Source organism: Niabella digestorum, assembly GCF_036409055.1.
Classification (GTDB): Bacteria; Bacteroidota; Bacteroidia; order Chitinophagales; family Chitinophagaceae; genus Niabella; species Niabella composti.
In genome coordinates, this window is the sequence record NZ_JAZGLY010000007.1 from 1 (window position 1) to 19,576 (window position 19,576).

General features: G+C 39.9%; 16 protein-coding genes. 7 read left to right on the forward strand and 9 right to left on the reverse strand.

Going from position 1 to position 19,576, the window contains the following annotated elements; genetic code table 11:
• Nucleotides 1–96: 96 nt before the first annotated feature.
• From V2H41_RS11360 to msrA, 5 genes are all read right to left on the reverse strand, one after another.
• Entirely contained in the window at nucleotides 97–792 is a 696-nt protein-coding gene (locus V2H41_RS11360; RefSeq protein WP_330975275.1) for an OmpA/MotB family protein, read from the reverse strand.
• 9 nt (nucleotides 793–801) lie between these two features.
• Complete coding sequence (locus V2H41_RS11365; protein ID WP_419784741.1) at nucleotides 802–1,803, reverse strand: MotA/TolQ/ExbB proton channel family protein; 1,002 nt, start codon at nucleotides 1,801–1,803, stop codon at nucleotides 802–804.
• Between the two features lie 551 nt (nucleotides 1,804–2,354).
• Nucleotides 2,355–2,741 carry a hypothetical protein gene (locus V2H41_RS11370; protein ID WP_330975277.1) on the reverse strand — a complete coding sequence of 129 codons (387 nt, stop codon included), beginning with the start codon at nucleotides 2,739–2,741 and terminating at the stop codon, nucleotides 2,355–2,357.
• A 276-nt stretch (nucleotides 2,742–3,017) separates the two neighbouring features.
• Complete coding sequence (locus V2H41_RS11375) at nucleotides 3,018–3,485, reverse strand: VOC family protein (protein ID WP_330975278.1); 468 nt, start codon at nucleotides 3,483–3,485, stop codon at nucleotides 3,018–3,020.
• Between the two features lie 449 nt (nucleotides 3,486–3,934).
• Nucleotides 3,935–4,486, reverse strand: a complete 552-nt coding sequence (msrA, locus tag V2H41_RS11380; protein ID WP_330975279.1) for a peptide-methionine (S)-S-oxide reductase MsrA — start codon at nucleotides 4,484–4,486, stop codon at nucleotides 3,935–3,937.
• Between the two features lie 249 nt (nucleotides 4,487–4,735).
• On the opposite strand from msrA, the gene V2H41_RS11385 reads away from it, so the two are divergent.
• Nucleotides 4,736–6,847: an endonuclease MutS2 gene (locus V2H41_RS11385; RefSeq protein ID WP_330975280.1), complete on the forward strand. Its 2,112-nt coding sequence runs from the start codon at nucleotides 4,736–4,738 to the stop codon at nucleotides 6,845–6,847.
• A gap of 17 nt (nucleotides 6,848–6,864) precedes the next feature.
• Nucleotides 6,865–7,260: a Dabb family protein gene (locus V2H41_RS11390; RefSeq protein ID WP_330975281.1), complete on the forward strand. Its 396-nt coding sequence runs from the start codon at nucleotides 6,865–6,867 to the stop codon at nucleotides 7,258–7,260.
• Nucleotides 7,261–7,290: 30 nt separating this feature from the next.
• Here V2H41_RS11390 and V2H41_RS11395 read toward each other — a convergent pair whose 3' ends face one another.
• Together V2H41_RS11395 and secDF are read right to left on the reverse strand one after the other, a co-directional pair.
• Nucleotides 7,291–7,527 (reverse strand): hypothetical protein, encoded by a 237-nt coding sequence (locus V2H41_RS11395; protein WP_330975282.1) that lies wholly within the window; start codon nucleotides 7,525–7,527, stop codon nucleotides 7,291–7,293.
• A 291-nt stretch (nucleotides 7,528–7,818) separates the two neighbouring features.
• On the reverse strand, nucleotides 7,819–10,920 hold the full coding sequence (secDF, locus tag V2H41_RS11400; RefSeq protein ID WP_330975283.1) for a protein translocase subunit SecDF: 3,102 nt from the start codon (nucleotides 10,918–10,920) through the stop codon (nucleotides 7,819–7,821).
• 268 nt (nucleotides 10,921–11,188) lie between these two features.
• Here secDF and V2H41_RS11405 point away from each other — a divergent pair, with 268 nt between their 5' ends.
• Nucleotides 11,189–12,379 carry a pyridoxal phosphate-dependent aminotransferase gene (locus V2H41_RS11405; RefSeq protein ID WP_330975284.1) on the forward strand — a complete coding sequence of 397 codons (1,191 nt, stop codon included), beginning with the start codon at nucleotides 11,189–11,191 and terminating at the stop codon, nucleotides 12,377–12,379.
• A gap of 150 nt (nucleotides 12,380–12,529) precedes the next feature.
• The gene (locus V2H41_RS11410; protein WP_330975285.1) at nucleotides 12,530–14,413 is read left to right on the forward strand and encodes a tetratricopeptide repeat-containing sensor histidine kinase; all 1,884 of its coding nucleotides are present in this window, start codon (nucleotides 12,530–12,532) and stop codon (nucleotides 14,411–14,413) included.
• A gap of 5 nt (nucleotides 14,414–14,418) precedes the next feature.
• On the opposite strand, the gene V2H41_RS11415 is transcribed toward V2H41_RS11410, so the two are convergent.
• Both V2H41_RS11415 and V2H41_RS11420 read right to left on the reverse strand, forming a co-directional pair.
• Nucleotides 14,419–14,823, reverse strand: a complete 405-nt coding sequence (locus tag V2H41_RS11415) for a PH domain-containing protein (protein WP_330975286.1) — start codon at nucleotides 14,821–14,823, stop codon at nucleotides 14,419–14,421.
• A gap of 14 nt (nucleotides 14,824–14,837) precedes the next feature.
• Nucleotides 14,838–15,791 (reverse strand): fructosamine kinase family protein, encoded by a 954-nt coding sequence (locus V2H41_RS11420; protein ID WP_330975287.1) that lies wholly within the window; start codon nucleotides 15,789–15,791, stop codon nucleotides 14,838–14,840.
• 65 nt (nucleotides 15,792–15,856) lie between these two features.
• Here V2H41_RS11420 and V2H41_RS11425 point away from each other — a divergent pair, with 65 nt between their 5' ends.
• The 3 genes from V2H41_RS11425 to V2H41_RS11435 all read left to right on the forward strand — a co-directional run bounded on the left by V2H41_RS11425 (nucleotide 15,857) and on the right by V2H41_RS11435 (nucleotide 19,575).
• Nucleotides 15,857–17,428, forward strand: coding sequence for a serine/threonine-protein kinase (locus V2H41_RS11425; RefSeq protein ID WP_330975288.1), 1,572 nt, complete (start codon nucleotides 15,857–15,859; stop codon nucleotides 17,426–17,428).
• 12 nt (nucleotides 17,429–17,440) lie between these two features.
• Nucleotides 17,441–18,382 (forward strand): hypothetical protein, encoded by a 942-nt coding sequence (locus V2H41_RS11430; RefSeq protein ID WP_330975289.1) that lies wholly within the window; start codon nucleotides 17,441–17,443, stop codon nucleotides 18,380–18,382.
• 98 nt (nucleotides 18,383–18,480) lie between these two features.
• A complete protein-coding gene (locus V2H41_RS11435) occupies nucleotides 18,481–19,575 on the forward strand; it encodes a PP2C family protein-serine/threonine phosphatase (protein WP_330975290.1) in 1,095 nt (364 codons plus the stop codon).
• Nucleotide 19,576: the final 1 nt, after the last annotated feature.

The window sequence follows — 19,576 nt, forward strand, 5'->3', positions numbered from 1 at the left end:
ATTAAAGAAAAAATGCTCAGAAAAGTGCATGCTGTAACAAAAAATGGCTTTCTGATTAAAGTCGCTTTATTTGTTATCGCATATACTTTTGAGAAATTAACATAACTGGCAACTTAAATTAATTAATTTTTCGTTTGAGGTTACGATTCTGAACTCAACTCGTCTAGATAGAGCATCATTTACAATCTTATTACTATCAAGATGTACATAATTCTTTTCATCATTTAAAGCTCGTGAGTATGAAAATCCAATTGATGTGAATAAGAAGTCCATTCTGCTTTTATCTTTATCACTTGCCTTTTTGTATACAGGTTGTTCTCTTAAATATTTTAATACAGAAGCAGCCCTTTTTGATGATAAATCCAAATTGTATAGATAACTATCTCCACCATTTATTGGCGGTTTTGTATCAGCATGCCCTTCAATTCTTATTTCTTTTATGTAGTCGAAATATGTTGTGTCTGAAGTCAAAACTTCCCAGTATTTAGGGATAAAATGTGCTAATATTTTTTTAAAGGCGGGAGTTAGTTTGTCATCATTCGTCTCAAACAAGTTGTCTGAGGTAAGTGAATTAAACCTTATTGTTCCATCAGGGCCAAGTTCAATCTCATGTCTTTTAATCTCATCATCAAATACTGCTTGAAGTTTATTGTAAATTTCATCTTGAACGAACGTATGTTCAATAACCTGCATAATATAGTTAATGGCAATAAACATAAATATTACCATTAAAGCAGACATCATATCTGAAATAGAAATCCAATTAGAGTCGTCAGTTTTTCTTCTAAGCATAATATTTTATTATATATTGTTTAGACGATTCTCTAAATCTTCAATATACTTTACAAATAAGGAATCAATGCTACTTAAAACTTGATTTACCTTATTAATTTCCAGACCTTGGAATGTTTCAACCTTTTCAACAATTACTCTTACAGAATCTTGCAAATCAGATATTGACTCATTCCATTCAGAAACTTTATCATATGTAACTTTTATTGAATCACCAATTTCGTTCATATTTGTAGTTAGATCTCTAAAGTTTTCTGTTATTCTCTTTAATTCGGAAATAGCTTTTTGAACATCTTTGAGAATTCGTGAAAGATTTCCATCCTCATTAAAAGCAGAATTAAATTCGTCTATAACTTTTTGGAGTTTACTTGATTGACCTGAAATTTCGTCAAGTTTTGAAACCCAAACTATAGTAGTATCAGCGAATTTTTGATGCTCTGAAACAAGACTTTTATAAGCAGTTTTTAATGCCTGAACATCTTCTTTATGTTCTCTTTGCCAATTTGATAGTTCATTAATTGTTCGTGTAAGTTCTTCAAAATTGCTTTGAACTAGGTCTTCAATAAATATCTGAAGCACTTCATTGAAATTGGTTATTACTTCACGAAATGCTTCACCAATAGCCTTATTCGAAATTGCATTCTTGAGCTCTTCAAAATTTTGATTCAGATTTCTCAGTTCAATAAGTTCTGGGCTTTCGGGTTCGGCTATGTATTTCCTGCTAATGAATCCCTTAATAATCTTCGAAAAGATAAGTGATAGGGATATTCCAACTATGGAGGTAAACATTGCCGACTTAAGACCATCGAGCAATAATTTAATGCTGCTTTTAATGTGATCGGGTGTGGTGTCGAAGTTTAAAAGTCCATAGGCTATTCCAGTAAAAGTTCCCAAAAGTCCTAGTGTAACGAAGACATTGGGGATAGACTCTATAATATAAAAATTGGAAATGTATTGTCGGATTGGTTTTATAAATACACTAAGGATTGCATAAATTGTCCAAAAGCCTATAAGCCACTAAGGTAGTTGCTTTAAAAAAATTCAATTGTTTCCGGTCTTATTATTTGTTCCATTTATTCTGTTTTTATCTCTTTTAACATTGGCTATAACGATTTCGGGCTATGTGTTCGGGCGGGTTTAGGAACGCAAAACTTTCAATACACCACAAATATTCATACGAAGTAGCATGTTTAATTAACAACTAAATCTATCCTTGTACCAAATATCTGGTTTGCTGTAGGCTTTTTATTTTTTCAAATGTGGTTTGTAATGTCAAGGTGTGCAAACTGAAACAAGCCGTTTAATTGTTTTTTCCCATGTTTCTTTTCGCATATCTTTAGTAATGTACTGATTTTACACGTTTGCCATAGTAAGTTAAGTATATGTCCAACATGTCCTTTTGATAATAACATATCGTTTTCGCGTCTAATATCTGATTTCAGGTTGACGTTTCTATAATAATCTCACTTTCTGTACGCTTTGCACTAACAATCTAGGCGATTAAATAACCAAATAGTTAATGTCACAAGCAGTAATAAAATCAGAAATTGAAAATCCATGATTTACTTATACTTTATAGCTACAGCTGTCATTCCGTACTCTTCAGTCACCACATAATTTAAAGTACCTATAGGAATTCCAACACCTAAAGTTCCTGCTTTACCCATTATAATAATTCCATCTGAGCCAATTTCACGCGCTTTTTTAGTTATCTGTTCTAAATTCCATTTATCATTTGTGACTCCGCAAGTTATTTGTGCAAATGCTACATATTCTTGTGTCGGTTTATTAGTCATATAGACGTCAATTTTCGCGTCTTCACTTTTTGATGGGTATGAGTCACCAAATAGAATAATATTCGCCTTTGCCATTAGAAAGCCTGTGCTGGCACAACCTGATATGACAGATATTAAAATCAACAAGTAAAATATGAATACACATCTTTTCATGTTTTATTGTCGAGGAGTTGATTGGGGCCTTCTGAGTGCCGTATTTTTAACTAACGCAAAATTTGATTATATAATAAGTTATATTCAAATATAAAATATTTTTTATAAAATTTCACCAAGTTAAATTACTTATACACAACCTTTTACACAGTAAATTCACATATGTGGTGGGTAGTACCATTCAGCTCGCCTATCGTCGTGAATGAAATACGCCAGCGAGGGAGAGCTTTTTGGGAGCAGCTAGGAGGGAGGTAGTTTTGGTATTATTTAGCTTAATTAAAGTGTTGGCGCTGGGGTATCATCCAGCTGCTCGGCCAAACCGATGAGAAGTCCCTCGACTCCCCGGATATAACAGAGCTTATAAATATTCTCGTAATTCACCACTTCCCCCACCAATTCAGCGCCTTGTTTTTGCAGTCGCTCTAGTAATTCGTCCAGATGGTCTACCCTAAACATGACACGGAGATAACCCAGGGCGTTTACCGGTGCTGTTCTATGGTCTTCGATGATTCCCGGAGTGTGAAATTGCGAGAGCTCCAGCCGACTGTGTCCATCCGGGGTCACCATCATGGCTACTTCTACCGATTGATCGCCCAGCCCGGTGACTTTTCCTGCCCAAGCACCCGATACCATTGCCCTGCCTTCGAGGGTAAGCCCCAATTCCGTGAAAAATGAAACGGCATTATCTAGGGATTGCACCACAATGCCCATATTGTTCATCTCTACTATTTTGCTTTTTGCCATGATTGTGTTTTTATGGTTTGCGTGTTTGATTGGATGTACTTCTGGCGCCTATTTACGAACCTCTTGTCTAATGCAAGGGTATTCAAGAAAGGATTTTGCCGATGAGATAGCATTGTGTAACGATCAAGCGCATTAGGAATAGGAGGCGTAGCATAATACCTAATAACCGCAATCGCACTGTTTTCCTTTCGGTAACACCCAGTTGAAGGTAGTTTTAATTTTTCAAATAGAGTGGGTGCCAATATATCCTATTTTCCTATCCTTCATACAGGTTTTACCGATATTGTATTTTTGGTACACTTATCTATTATGGACAATAGCATGAGTGGAATTATTAGATAACGCTATATAATGGAAGATGGAGTTTCGAAATCCTTTGTGCTAAAAAACGAAAACGAGGCTCTGTAGGTGAGTAGGGGGGCCTACTGGTACTATTTCCACTTGTTGCTTTATTGGGTTTTCAGCTTATCCTTAAAAGCCGCTCTAAATTTGTCTACCTTAGGCCTAATCACAATTTTGCAATAAGGGTTCTTGTCTTCGTTGTTATTGAAATAGGACTGATGGTAGTCTTCGGCGGGATAAAAATGCCTGAAAGCTTTGATTTCGGTAACGATGGGCTTGTCAAAAGCGCCGCTTTTATCCAAGGCTTCTTTATAATATTCAGCCTTTTTTCTTTGCTCTTCGTTGTGATAGTAAATACCACTACGGTACTGTGTTCCTACATCATTACCCTGACGGTTGAGTGTGGTGGGATCGTGTGTTTTCCAAAAAATTTCAAGCAGCTCGTCGTACGAGATTACGGTAGGATCATACACAATTTGCAAAGCTTCTGCAAAACCGGTAGTGCCGGTGCATACTTCTTCATAGGTGGGTTGTTTATCGATATGGCCATCGGTATAGCCGCTGGTCACTTTTTCTACACCTTTTACATCCTGAAATATAGCTTCTGTACACCAAAAACAACCATTGGCAAATGTGGCGATCTCCGTTTTCTTTTCCATTTTTGAATTTTTAGTTTGAGGCCCTGTAAATACAGGCATTGGTTTGGGGTGTTTTTGTTGCCCACAGGCCGTAAAAGTACACCACAATAATAACAATGCTGGAAACAGGAAGCGGTTCATACTGTCAATTTATAAAAAAAACAATCAGTATGAAAAAAATGTTCGATGGTCGGCGAAGATATTCAGGCCCTGGATTTGCTGCCATCCGCGTATTAAACTGTAATTTTGCCCGCTTTAGAAAGTGAGTATATGAAGTTATATCCCGAATCGGCTTCGGTACAATTGGAGTTTGATAAAGTGAAGGCTCTTTTGGTGGCCCATTGTCAATGTCAATATGCCATCGAAAAGGCGCAGCAGTTGCGTATTCATACCCATAAGAAGTTTGTGGATGCAGACTTAAGACAGAGCCATGAGTTCAAGCAGCTAATTCTAAACAGGATTTATTTTCCGAACGATTATGTTTTAAACCTCCATAAAGAGCTTAAATTATTATCCATCAGTGGCTCTGTACTCCAAGGGGAGGATTTGCTCAATATCCGCAAGTTGGCGGAAAGTATTGAAAAAATCTTCCGCTGGTTTAACGAAGAGCGCAGAGTGGCCTATTCCGGCCTATGGGAGATTGTGCAGGGAACTTATTATGAAAAAGCCATTATAGCACTGATTGATGAGGTGATTGATGAACAGGGGAATGTAAAAGATTCGGCTTCTGATGCGCTAAGAGACATTCGTCAGTCGCTGTACAAAAAGCGTAATGAGCTGCGTAAGATATTTGACCGCATTATTTCCAGGCTTTCCAAGCAGGGCTATCTGGCCGAAATTGAAGAAAGCTTTATGAACGGCCGTAGGGTAGTGGCCGTATTTTCGGAGTACAAGCGCGTGGTGAAAGGCATTTTTCATGGTGAGAGCGATAGTCGTAAAACCGCATTTATCGAGCCCGAAGAAACCATGCCGCTAAATAATGAAATCGGCGACCTGGAAAATCAGGAAAGAAAAGAAGTGTACCGTATTTTAAGGCAGCTTACTGCGCGGCTATCGCAATATGCGGCCTTACTGCATACCTATCATGCGATAGTGGGTGAATATGATTTCATCAGGGCTAAGGCTAAGTTTGCCATAGATATCAACGGTGAGTATCCCGTGGTGCACGATAAAGCGTTGGTGCATCTGGTACAGGCCTATCATCCTTTATTGTATCTGTACAATAAAAAGAGTGGTAAACCCACAGTCCCCGTTACGGTAACGTTGAAGGAAGACCAACGTATTTTGGTAATTAGTGGACCCAACGCCGGAGGAAAAACCGTAACCATGAAAACCATTGGGCTCTTGCAGATGATGCTGCAAAGCGGCTTATTAGTGCCGGTGCATCCCTCCAGCGAGTTTGGCATTTTCAAACAACTGATGATCCACATTGGGGATACGCAAAGTCTGGAATTTGAGCTGAGTACCTACAGCAGCCATCTGCTGCATATGAAATATTTTATGGAGCATGCCAATGGCAAAACTCTGTTCTTCATTGATGAGTTGGGAAGTGGTAGTGATCCGCATCTGGGTGGAGCTTTTGCCGAGGTGATCTTATTGGAGATGCTGAAGAAACACTCATTTGGTGTAGTAACCACTCACTACCTCAATCTGAAAGTAATGGCGGGTAAAACCGCAGGTATTATGAATGGTGCGATGGCTTTTGATGAGCAAAACCTGCAACCCATGTATCAGCTAATCATCGGAAAACCGGGAAGCTCCTATACCTTTTCCATAGCCGAGCGCATCGGCCTGGATAAGCGGCTGATTGATAAAGCCAGAGCGTTGGTAGATAAGGATCATTATAGGCTGGATAAGCTGCTCAACCGCACCGAGCAAGATTTGCGCGATATTGCACAGAAAGATAAGGAACTGCAGCGACTGATAAAGGAAAATGAACGGCTGCAGAAAGAAATGCAGCAAGTGATGGATAAAGAACGCCATCGTCAGCAACTGGCTGTTTTGCGCGAGCAAAATAAAATCACTCAGGAGCGCATCACCTATCTGAAAGATATGGAGCGTAAGCTTAAGCAGATTACCATCGAATGGAAAAAGGAAGAGGATAAAGAAAAAGTGATGAAACAGATGGCAGCCCTGCTATTCAACCGCAATACTACTAAGACGGTAACCAAAATGCAGAAGAAAATAGAAAGCAAGTACACCGAAGTAGGCGGAGAAATTAAGGTGGGTGATCTGGTAAAGATGCGGAAAAATCATCAGGTAGGTGAGGTGTTGGAAATAAAAAGTAAACGGGCTGTTGTAAAAATAGGATTGCTGCCAATGCAGGTAGAATTGCAAGACCTTGTAGTGGTGAAGGAAAATACACCCGCCAAAGCGGATTAACATTAAATCATTTGCATATGAAAAAGAACTCCAGAAGACAATTTATTAAAAGCGCTGCAATAGCAGCAATAGCGCCCTCTGTACTAACTGTCGATCAACCGAAGCAAATACTACATCAGGTATTCTTTTGGTTGAAGAATCCGGAATCTGAGGCCGATAAACAAGCCCTGCTTAAAGGTCTCAGAACTTTAAAAGCCATTCCTCAGATAAAAAAACTAATCATAGGCACACCGGCAGCCACAGAAAAAAGACCTGTTATAGATAGCAGTTATGATATTTGTCTGCTTGAATATCTTTCAAGTGTGGAGGATGAAAAAGCCTATCAGGTGCACCCCATACATAAGGCATTTGTAGAGCAATGCAGCCATCTGTGGAAAAAAGTACAGATATACGATGTGGAAGTAATGGAATAGTTTCTGTGCTCATTCCTCGCAGATAAATGATTAATGCCTGTCTGGCTTTTCGGCGTTACGGCGGTCGGTAACGATACAATATACCTCTCCGTCGATAATCTCCTCGTGCCATTCCCATTCGTCGAGATTCACCCTCATATCTCTTTCCGACGATAGATAAGTGATAGCGTTTCCCGTAAAGCACACCGGTATCTGCAGAAAAAGCTGAGGATGTGGTGGTTCTATGTTGTGTGTATTTTCTGGGTAGTGGCGTTTCATGGTAATCATGTTTTTAGTTTTAAAATAACTTCTTATCCTAATCGGTTAACAGGGCGGAGGTGGCAATAGGTCGTGTTATGAAGCGAGCGTACAGTGTTAGGATTTGATTCAGCTGGAGTAGTAGACCACCAGTATTAAATTTACATCAAAAACAAGGGGATTCCAAATTGTTTTTGTTAAAGCAGATGAAGCTTTTCTCCTTACAGGTATAAAGTGCTTTATGGCAATATCTTGTATGCATAAAAAAAACCGGAGTTGAAAACTCCGGTTTTTATGTTAAAGATGTTTTGTTACTTATTCTTAAGTGGTTTGTGCTTTAGGAGCATGGATATCTACCTGCGGTTTCGACTTTTTGATGCCACCTTTTAGGTCAATCAATACCGGAGCCGCAACGAAAACAGTTGAGTAGATACCGGTAAGCACACCAATCAACATCGCAAAAGCAAAACCTCTGGTAACCTCACCACCGAAAATAAACAGAATTAAAATAGTGAGGAATACAGTGAGTGTAGTCATGATAGTTCTGCTCAGTGTTTCATTGATGGCTTTGTTTATCAGCTGTTTCTGATCCATGGAAGGATACAACTTCATATCTTCACGAATACGATCGAAGACCACCACGGTATCGTTCATGGAGAAACCAAGTACAGTCAGGATAGCCGCAATAAAGTGCTGGTCGATTTCTAGCGGGAATGGTACAAATTTTCTCGCATAGGAGAAGACTATAAGTACCATTAACGCATCGTGTATCAAAGCGAAAATAGTTCCTAATGAGAATCTCCAATCGCGGAAACGTAAGAAGATGTATATAAAGATTACAAAGATTGCCAGCAGCGTTGCCTTAATCGCACCTTTCTTCAAGTCGTCAGAAATAGTAGGCAACACTTTCTTGGTTTCTCTTTTATAAATCTGATCGAACTGCTGATAAGTAGTATTTTCAGGCAGATATTTTTTCAGACCTTCGTAAAGTTTGTATTCCACCACAGAGTCAGCATATTGCGTTCTCGGGTCGCGAATCATGTAGGCGGTAGTGATATCCAGTGTGCTAGCATCACCTACAGTTTTGATAATCGGATTTTCATCTTCGAAGGTTGCTTTGAGATCTGCTCTTACAGCTTCTACATCTACTTTTTTACCAAAAGCAATTTTGTAGCTACGTCCACCATCGAATTCCACACCATAATCAAATCCATTGAAAATAGTACCGATAGCCAACAGGGCAATAATAGCTGATATGACATAAGCTTTTTTACGGAACTCAATGAATTTGAAGTTGGATTTCTTCTCAATGGCGGTACTGATTTTGGTAAAGTACTGCAGATGTCTATTCTTATTAGTAAACCAGTCGGTTACCCAGCGGCTTACCAGAATACCGCAGAATAATGAAAGGAACAGACCCAAAATTTGAGTAGTGGCAAAGCCTTTTACCGGACCTAATCCGAAGTAGTAAAGGATAAAGGCGGTAAGCATGGTGGTGATGTGGCCATCCAATACTGGAGCTAAAGAACGGTGATAACCTTGATTAATCGCCGGTATATAAGCTTTACCTTTTCTTAGTTCTTCCTTAATTCTTTCGTAGATAAGTACGTTGGTATCTACCGCCATACCTATAGTGAGTACCAAACCCGCAATACCGGGAGCAGTGAGGGTAGCACCCAGTCCGGCCAGTACACCTACGGTAAACAGCAGGTTTAGAATCAACGCAATATTAGCTACCCAACCACCTGTGTTATAGTAAATGATCATCAAAGTGAAGATCACGATAAATGAAATAATGAAGGAGGTCATACCACCCTTCAGTGCTGCAGCACCCAGGGTAGGACCCACGGTAGTATCGGAAACGATTTTTGCTGGAGCCGGTAGTTTTCCGATTTTAAGAATATTGGCCAGGTCGCTTGCTTCCTCTGTAGTAAAGCTTCCTGAAATGCTGGATCTACCGCCCTCGATAGGTTCATTTACGTTGGGTGCAGAATAAACAATGTTATCTACCACAATGGCGATGGGGCGTCCTACATTGGCGCGAGTCATATCAGCCCAAATTCTGGCACCTACCGGATTCATATCGAGTGTAACATGTGTTCTACCAGCCTGGTCAAAGTCGTAACGGGCATTGGTTACCATTTCTCCACCCAGACGAGCAGATTCACGGCCATAGGTTTTAATGGCATGTAACTGAACAAAAGGAGATTTTTTCTCCGGAATACCAAACATCCATACTAGGTCGGCAGGGAAATGATTTTTTACTACAGGCGATTCCAATATTGCGCGTACTTCGGCAGTATCTTTAATCATTACCAGACCCACTCCGTTAATTCTCCCTTGCGCTGCTGCCGAGAAATCAATCCAACCGCTCAAATACTTTTTAGCTTCTTCTTCCTGATTCGCTTCGGGCGTAGTGGAAGTGTTGCCTTGCTGAGCCAGTTGTTTTAATTGATCCTGCAAGTTGCCGCTATCGCTTGGAGCAGCTGCTGTACCGTCAGCAGGAGCTGCGGCTGTAGCAGTAGAATCATTTTGCTGGGATGTAGCAGGTTTATTTTCATTGTTATATGCAAAGAAAGCATCGTTAGCGCTGCTGATGCTAGCTGCAATTTCGTTTAGGGTATATACTTCCCAGAACTGCAAGTTGGCACTTGCCTGCAGATTTTTACGCACTCGCTCTTTATCCTGAACACCCGGCAACTCTACAGAAATGATTTGCTTGTCCGGATCAGGGTTAATGCTGGGCTGTGCTACACCAAACTTATCAATACGTGTGGTAATCAAACGGGCTGTATTGTCAAACGCTACCTTAGCTTGCTCATTCAAGAAGCTGATTACCTTGCTGTCGCTGTCGGTAACTTTTATCTCACTATTGTTAGCGTTGGCAAACAATTCGGCAAGGCGTGCGTTAGGAACTAATTTCTTGTATTCTTCTACAAACAGGGTTACGAAATTAGCATCGCTATTACCTTTACGAGCTTCAGCATTAGAAAGGGCTTTTAGGAAATTGGGATCTTTGCTGTTGTTGGCAAGCGTCTTCAGCACTCCGCTCATTTCCACTTCCATGGTAATGCTCATACCTCCCTGCAAATCCAGCCCTAGGTTTAACTCTTCGCTTTTAGCCTTTTGATAGCTGATAGGGCCTGTAAAACCGTAAGTAAGCGTTACATCTTTGGTACTGTCTTTCAGACGGGCTAATCTAGCCTCATAAGCCTGACTAAGAAACTCACGGTAAATTTCTTGGGAATCCCTATTGTTAGGATATTTTGCCTCAGGGGTAGGGAAGTTTTTGTCTACAAATGTACGTGCTTGTTTCTCAAGTTTTTTCTCGTGATTGCGCACCAGCCAGGTAAATGACAACTGGTACAACGAATAAATGATAAGCAGAATCGTAAAAAAACGAACCAGGCCTTTAAGTTGCATATGAGTTTACTGTTTTATTTTTCGCTTAGTTTCGTAAAAGTACTTTGGCAAGTTATCCGCCAAAAACCTTATCCTGTTTTTTCAAAGGCTGCAAAGATAAGGTTTCGCATCAATTAAAATTTATAAGTTAATAAAATAAGATTATTAAAAAAATAAGGGAAAATATAAAATCCTTTTCAACATTTTATCATTTAAATTATCTTTTATCTCGATCAACCATTACCTTTGCGTGATTTTTTATAATTAGTAAAGAAAATATATTCTAACAATGCAATTATCATCTCTTTTACAACGCTTTTCCGAGCCTGAAACATTGAAGATGGCTAAGCTGGGCCGTGAATTAAGGGCCAAAGGCATAGATGTAATCGATCTGAGTTTGGGTGAACCCGATTTTGACACCCCCGATCACATTAAACAGGCCGCTATTCAAGCGATTAACGACAACTGGAGCCACTATACCCCCGTTGCCGGATTTCTGGACCTGCGCGAAGCCGTATGTACTAAGTTAAAGAGAGATAACCAATTGGATTATAAACCTGAACAAATTATCGTTTCTACCGGTGCCAAACAAAGCCTGGCAAACGCAATTTTGGCTTTGGTAGATGAGGGCGACGAGGTGATTATTCCTACTCCTTACTGGGTAACCTACTCCGAATTGGTAAAAATTGCCCGCGGAAAAGTGGTGGAAATCAGAACCTCTTTGGAAAAAGGCTTTAAAACAACCGCAGAAGAGGTAGAAGCCGCTATTACCCCTAGGACGAAAATGTTCCTGTTTTCATCGCCTTGTAATCCTTCGGGTGCCGTTTACACCAAAGAGGAGCTGGCGACGTTGGTAGAAGTATTTAAAAAACATCCTAATATTATCATCGTGTCGGATGAGATTTACGAATACATTAATTATGTAGGTCCGCACGAAAGCATTGCTCAGTTTGAAGAAATCAAAGATCGTGTGGTAATAGTAAACGGACTGAGTAAAGGATTTGCCATGACTGGATGGCGTATCGGCTACACCGCTTCTACAGTGGAGATTGCCAAAGCGATGGAGAAAATTCAGGGACAGATTACAAGCGGTACTTGCTCTATTGCCCAAAAAGCTGGTGTGGTGGCGCTGACAGCCGATTTAAAGCCTACCCAAGAAATGACAGCCGAATTCACCCGCAGAAAAAATCGCGTACTGGAGCTGATTAGCGAAATCCCGGGAGTGAAATGTTCTAATCCCGACGGAGCGTTCTATATTTTCCCCGATATGAGTGCCTTCTACGGCAAATCTGATGGTGAAACATTGATTTCTGATTCGGCAGATTTGTGCATGTATTTGCTGAACACCGCTCATGTATCATCTGTAATGGGTGCTGCTTTCGGTGAGCCCAAATGTGTGCGCTTCTCCTTTGCAAATAGCCTAGCCAATATAGAGAAAGGATGGAGCCGCATCAAAGAAGCTTTAAGTAAGCTGAAATAATATTATTTATAAAGATATAGTTCATTAAAGCCCTGGCAACAGGGCTTTTTTATTGAGAACTGCTGCAAATTGATTAAAGTCAAGAGAATTTGAATATATTTGTGCAGAGGCTGTCGGGTACGCAGCTCTTAAAAAAATCAAAATATATCAATGAGGTATTCATTTTTGTCTAAGTTATTACCTCTATTCCTTTTGCTCTCAATTTGTTTGTCAGGCTTCTCTTTTGCGCAGAAGGCACCTAACTATCCGGTATTGTCCATGCCTGATAGTAAGGAAAAGGTCGATTCCATATTGAACATTGTAGAGAACAATAGATACGATGTCAATCGTCAGATACTTTATAACGAAGCCTTTCGACTAGTAGAAAAGTTCAATTACAAAAGTGCAGAGCCTTTGCTCTATAATTCGTACGGCGTTTTCAAAAGAGATATGTCGCAGTACGACGATGCTATCCATTATCACAAAATAGCACTGGATCTTGCCAAATCTCATAACAACGTCAAGGAAGAAATTAAAGCCTATAACAATTTGGGAGTAGCCTATCGTCGTGTGGACGATTATAATATGGCACTCGATTATCTCACCAAAGCCTGGATGCTGGCCGAGAAAATGGGCGATAATTATAGCGTGACGATTGCGCTGAACAGTATTGGAAATATCCATGTGGTTCGGGAAGATTATCGCGCAGCCATTTACTATTTCAAACTGTGCATGCCCATTGCCGCCCGTGAAAACAATAAGCGCGGCCTGGCTATTAATTTGCAAAATATGGGTGAGTGTTATGAGCGGATGGGGATGATGGACTCCGCCAAGATTTATTATAAAAGGGCATTGGGATTTAATATCATTCGCAATGATGATAAGGGTATTGCTATTTGCTATAATAGTCTGGGTAATATTCTGATTCGGGAAGGGCAGATTGATAGAGGCTTAAAACTACTGAAAAAAGCACTCGACATCAATATCAAACTAGGTGATCAACTTTTTATTGCCAATAGCTATTCTAATCTGGGCAAAGCGTACTTTCTGAAAAAAGATTATCAAATGGCCCAGCAAATGTTCGATACCAGCCTGAACATTGCCAATACCATCCGCTCTGTAGTGGAAGCTAAGAACGCGTATGAGGGGCTTACTAAAACTGCTGCTGCAAGAGAAGACTGGAAAGCTGCATTTGAATACGGCTCCTTGTTTAAAGAGTTGTCCGATAGCATACTCTTAAAAAACAATCAATCGTTGCGCAATAAAGAATTTGCTTACCACCAGGAAAAAGTGGAAATGGCTCAAAAAGTGGATAGGAATAAGAATATTATCATGGTAGGTAGTCTTATTCTGTTCCTGTTGCTATTAATTACCGGGGTCTTATATTATTTGCGCCTCCGACTATTGGAAAGAAACCGCTCGCTGCAAAGAGAGCTGGAAATACGTGCGCAGATAGCATCCGACCTGCACGATGATATGGGCTCATCACTCAGTAGTATTCATATCTTCAGTGAATTGTTGCGTAAAAGCGGAGCGGGTTCGCACGACCTACTATCAAAAATTGAAGCTAATGCAAAAGACACACTCGAAGCTTTGGACGATATCATCTGGCTGGTAAAACCGAGTAATGACAAGTTCAGCAATTTGAGCACGCATATTAGCGAGTTTGCCATCCCATTGTTTGAATCGAAGAATATCAATTTCGAAATAGAATTTCCGGAGAATATTGCAGACATTCCTATTCCAATGGAAACCCGCCGAAATATTTTCCTAATCATTAAAGAATCGGTAAACAACCTGGTGAAGTATTCAGAATGCACAGAGGCTTCTATTAAAGCTTGGATCGATAATAATATACTTCGTTTTGTGGTGAAGGATAATGGCAAAGGCTTCAATCCCAATCAAGAAACTAACCGCAACGGCATCAAAAACCTAAGAGCACGTGCTAAACAAATTAATGCAGATATTGATATCAACTCAACACCAGGAAGAGGTACTGAGATTATACTTACCATTAATGCCAAAGATTTTATAAATGTCAATGCAGCATCCTAATCTTTCTACACAATAATAATATCAGGATGAATACTTTTGAGATGTTCAACAAATTCTTTTTGCAGCTTGGGAGAGATGATAACGCAGCCATCATCTCCATATTCAATTATCAACCTATCTACGGAAAATCCCGGCCCGCTTAAAAGGTTACTTCTTTTTCGTGTTATTCTTTTGATACTCTCAATATCTATCTCCTCATAAAACAAAAACCCACTTTTGATAATCAGGCGATGTTCAAAAACCGTATAATGAGTGGTGCGAAATATATACAATACTACTGCGGTAAACACTAGAGTAATAATAACCAATGCCACACTTTTTTCGAGAGCGGCAAATACCAGTAAACAAATCAGCACTACGGTAAACAGCAGTTTGATAATTAGACTGGTTTTTGTTTTATAAACTATCATAGCGTATCATTTATTTAAAAATCGCTTAGCGTTTCTCTTACAGCATGCACATAATGTCCCCCAAATAAGATGGCATGCACCAGTAGAGGATATAATTGGGTATAGGCTACTCTTTTTCGCCAGTTAGGTTCTAGCGGATAATACTCATGATAAGCCTCATAAAATGCTCGCGGAAATCCGCCAAAGAGCAGCGTCATTCCCAAATCCATTTCTCTGTGGCCATAATACACGGCGGGATCATAAATAGCGGCGTACCCATCAGCAGTCACACAATAATTACCACTCCACAAATCTCCATGCAATAGCGCAGGGGCCTCTTCGGGGAAGATCTCGGATAAACGTTCACAAAATCGTTCGGCCTTTTTTACATCAGCCCCGGAAAAAGCCTCCTGATCTGCTAGTATTTTTACCAGTGGCAAAATTCGACATTGCGCATAAAAAGTATTCCATGAAGCCTGCTGCGTATTTACTTGTGGTAAACTACCGATATAATTATCGGTTTCAAAGCCGAAATAAGGCTGTTGTAGTTGGTGCATGGCTGCCAGATTACGGCCAAAATGCAGGGCAAAATCTTTCCTAGGCTGACCCTGTTCTATCCACTCCAGAATCAAATACTGATCGGCATCCGACACCCCGTGTGCAATAACCCGGGGTACGGTAAATTGACTGTTATTTCTAAGTGCTTGCAATCCTTGAGCTTCCTTTGCAAACATTTCAGGGTATTTACGCGCATGGTTTATTTTCATAAAGTATTTGCCTGTTTGCGTATATACACAATAGGCATCGTTAATATCGCCTCCATGCACAGATTGCAGCTGCGATACGTCCAATTTTTGAGTTTCAAAAATCTTCCTAAAATTGTCTGATAATGTTGTTTTACCGAAAACCATATACCGTTTACCGTTTTTATAACTTTCTTTAAGCAAAAATGCGACCGTTTCGCCTATCTTGGAGGTTACAATACGCACATATGTGTATTAAAAGTAGAACTCAAAAGTACTTTGGATCATATATTTATGTAACTTAAGGAGGAATGGAAAACGCAAATATCAACGGATATATTTTAAAATACAAGCTGGGCGAGGGAGGAATGGCCGAAGTATGGTATGCCGAAAACATATTACAGAAGCCTGCAGCTGTAAAGGTGTTGTTGAAAAAATTTTGTGAAGAAAAGGAGATCGTTGCGCGTTTTGAGAATGAGGCCAAGCTGATGGTGAGATTGGACCATCCCCATATCCGGACGATAATGGATTATGGTATTCTCGGAGAAAGACCTTGTATGGTAATGGAATACCTGGAGGGTAAGGACGTAGCGCAACGACTCAAAGATGGAGAACGATTTTCCAATCAGCAATTGATAGAGTGGTGGAACGATTTGGTAGATGCTCTGCAATATACGCACCGCAAACATGTGATTCACCGGGATATTAAGCCTTCGAATTTATTTGTTACAGAAGAAGGAAAAATCAAATTGCTCGATTTCGGTGTGGCTAAAATCAAAGATAACATCACGGTAACACAAACGGGGTCGAGAATGGGTACCCTCATGTACATGAGCCCTGAACAGGTGTATGATGTTAAAAATCTAACCCCTAAAACCGATATTTATTCTTTAGCTGTTAGCTTTTATCAAATGGTGACTGGCCGGCCACCTTATCCGCATGAGAATGTTTCCGATTTTGAGATTCAGGAAAGTATTGTCAGAAAAAATATAGATACGGCCGTTTTGCCAGAGCCTTGGCGTAGTTTATTACCGGATTATTTTCACAAAAATCCAGAAGAAAGAAAAGAGCTTCGAAAAATTGGTAATGTAGCTGGTGGGGATGAGACTATTGTAATCAATCCATCACATAATAAGGAGCAATATGTAGTACCGCCTGTAGCGCCGTCTCCATATACCTATATTAGGCGCAAGAAAAGAAGATCTTCTATAGTAACATTTTTGCTGGTTACGTTTATTGTGGCACTGGTAATCTTTGCATTGAATAAACTGGTAATCTTTGCATTGAATAAAGATATAATTACCGCCTATTTCAATGCGTTCAACTCACAGGCTAAAAATGAAACTCAAATAGAAACCGATAAGAAAAAGAATATTCCTAAAACTCCAGTCATTATTCCCGAAGAACAGCCTGTCGATACCTACAATGATTTAAACGACACGATTATTTCTCAGGAAGAAGATGGTAGGGTAGATGAGATTATTATCAGTGTAGATCCTATTCAGAAAGAACAGGCTATTAAAAACATGATTGAAAATTATTACCGCAGTAGGAGTGATTGTGACAATTTATCTCGCTTTTTCGACACTGAGGTAAAACAGTATTATAGTAAATCCAATGTTTCTATTAGCGAAATACAAAAAGAATGCGCCTCCTATCACGGCAAATGGCGGTTTACAGAAGCCGTGATTGATGATGCATCCTATGTATTCACGCATCACCCTCAACAGCAAAAAGTGTATGTAGATTTTAATATGTTGTATCGCATTAAGCAACGAGAAGAAGATGAGTGGATATTGTATAATATCGATGTATCCTTGGTGGTGGGGGAGAACAATAAAATAGAAAGAATTGTAGAACGTCGCATTGAGAAACTTTCATAAAGCAAGTACTATATGCTTAACAAGATTAAAAAATGGCTTTTTCCTGATGACGAAGAGTCTGAAATAAGGCTTACCAATCAGGCGCTGGTAGATCAGGTTGTAGCTTCTTTTAAGGAAACCATAGAACGAGAGTCTTTTAATAGGCGCATGATGTACGACTGTAGTTATTTGATTTTGATGCGCCCTGAGGATTATCGTCATGCAGAACTGCGTCTAGCAGGCATTACCGAAGGCATACTGGATGAGTTTTATGCATACATCAATCAAATGAAAAGTCAGTATCCTCGTTGCGAACCTTTGGCCAACTACTGGGATTTTCAGTACTGTCCGGCCGAAAAGGGTATTGATAACACTGAAATAGAACCGGGCACCGTACAGGTGATTAGTGCGCCTACTGCTGAAAAGTCCTGGACAGAGCTTTCTGCCGAGCAGATTAAAGTATCGGTAAGTACTAAACACTCCAAATACTCTAAATACGATCTTAATCCGAATACGTTTGCCAACATCGATATTCTCGCCAAAGGACATTTCAGAGTTAAGTTCAACAGAGAATTAATTTCTGCAGAACCGGCACCTACTATCAGCAATAATACTTCTCAATCCCTTAAAAAAGAGCGGTTGGCCACCATACAGTTTGTGCTTAATAAGCAGCGTTATAGTTTCCCCATGCGGGAGAAAATATTAAAAGTTACAAAAGCTATTGAGGGACTTACCACAACACCTACGTTGCTTTGTATTAACGAACCAACGGGTAGCTTACAGAAGGAACATTTTATGATTAAATACGAAGAAAGCGCTAGGCTATTTTATATTGCGCTTTTTGCAGATGCTTTTGTGAATGAGCAAAAGTTAGAATTAAGCCGTATCGGCGAAAACCCCGTATGGCATCCTTTAAAAAGCGAATCCTCTATTGTGTGTGGTATTTTTCAGCTAGATTTTAAAGCTGAGGTATAAAAGGTGATTGTTTGAAACGCTATCTATAAAAATATGATTTCATTATTGTTGATAGCATTTATTGTTTTAGTTTTTTATCTGCAAACAAAAAATAGAAAATGAGCAGCACTATTGTTTCGCATCTACAAACGGATATCGGCCGCAGACGTGAGCAGAACGAAGACAACTTTGTATGGCTAAGACATCTGTGGGGAAAGCCCTCTACCTTGTTAATAGGCGTAATTGATGGTGTGGGTGGATATGAAGGTGGAGAAGTAGCCGCTGCCATTGCGAAAAATACTATCGAGAGTTATCTGCAGCAACTTAGTTTCGGGGCACCGCTTCAGTTATTGAAAGAAGCCGTAATCAATGCAAATAATAATATCTATCAGAAACGCCAGTCAGGCGAATTGCCGCGTATGAGTTGTGTACTTACCGTGGCTATTCTGGATGCAGAAAAGGAAATGATGTATGTAGCACATGTAGGTGATACACGCGGTTATATCTTCCGCAAAGGCGAGCTCATCAAATTCACAAAGGATCATTCTATCGTTGGATTCAAAGAAGACAATGGCTATATCACGGAAGAAGAGGCTATGCAGCATCCACAACGTAATGAAATCAGCAAAATGCTAGGGGAGCAACTGCTGGATGCCAATGATAGTGAGGGTTATCTGGATGTATTTGAACATAGCTTTTTTCCCAACGATATTGTACTCTTATGCAGTGATGGTCTTACGGACCTAGTAACCCGAAAAGGCATTAGTGATATATTATCCGCTAACGCTGCAGATCTAGTGCACTGCGCTCAATTGCTGATTGACAAAGCGAATGAGTTGGGCGGCAAGGATAATATTACCGTAGGACTAGCTACTTACGAGGTAAAAGCTACTGGCAAAAAGAAAACATATAAAAGAACGATCGAGGTTCCAATATCAACAGAAGATATAGAACCTACTGTTACCGATGTTCAACCTAAGCGTAAAAAAAAAGAGTGGTGGTGGTTACTCCCGGTAGTATTCCTAGTGGGATTCCTGGCAAACTGGACAGGAACAAGAAACCTGCTGTTCCCCGGCGCAAACGTAAAGCATGATACGATTTACGTAAAAGACACATTATCTACAGCAGATAGTTTACTTTTCAATGATACACTCATACAGGCCACAGATACTATATTTCGAGAGCGTTCTTCACAAAATTTATTAGATAACTAAG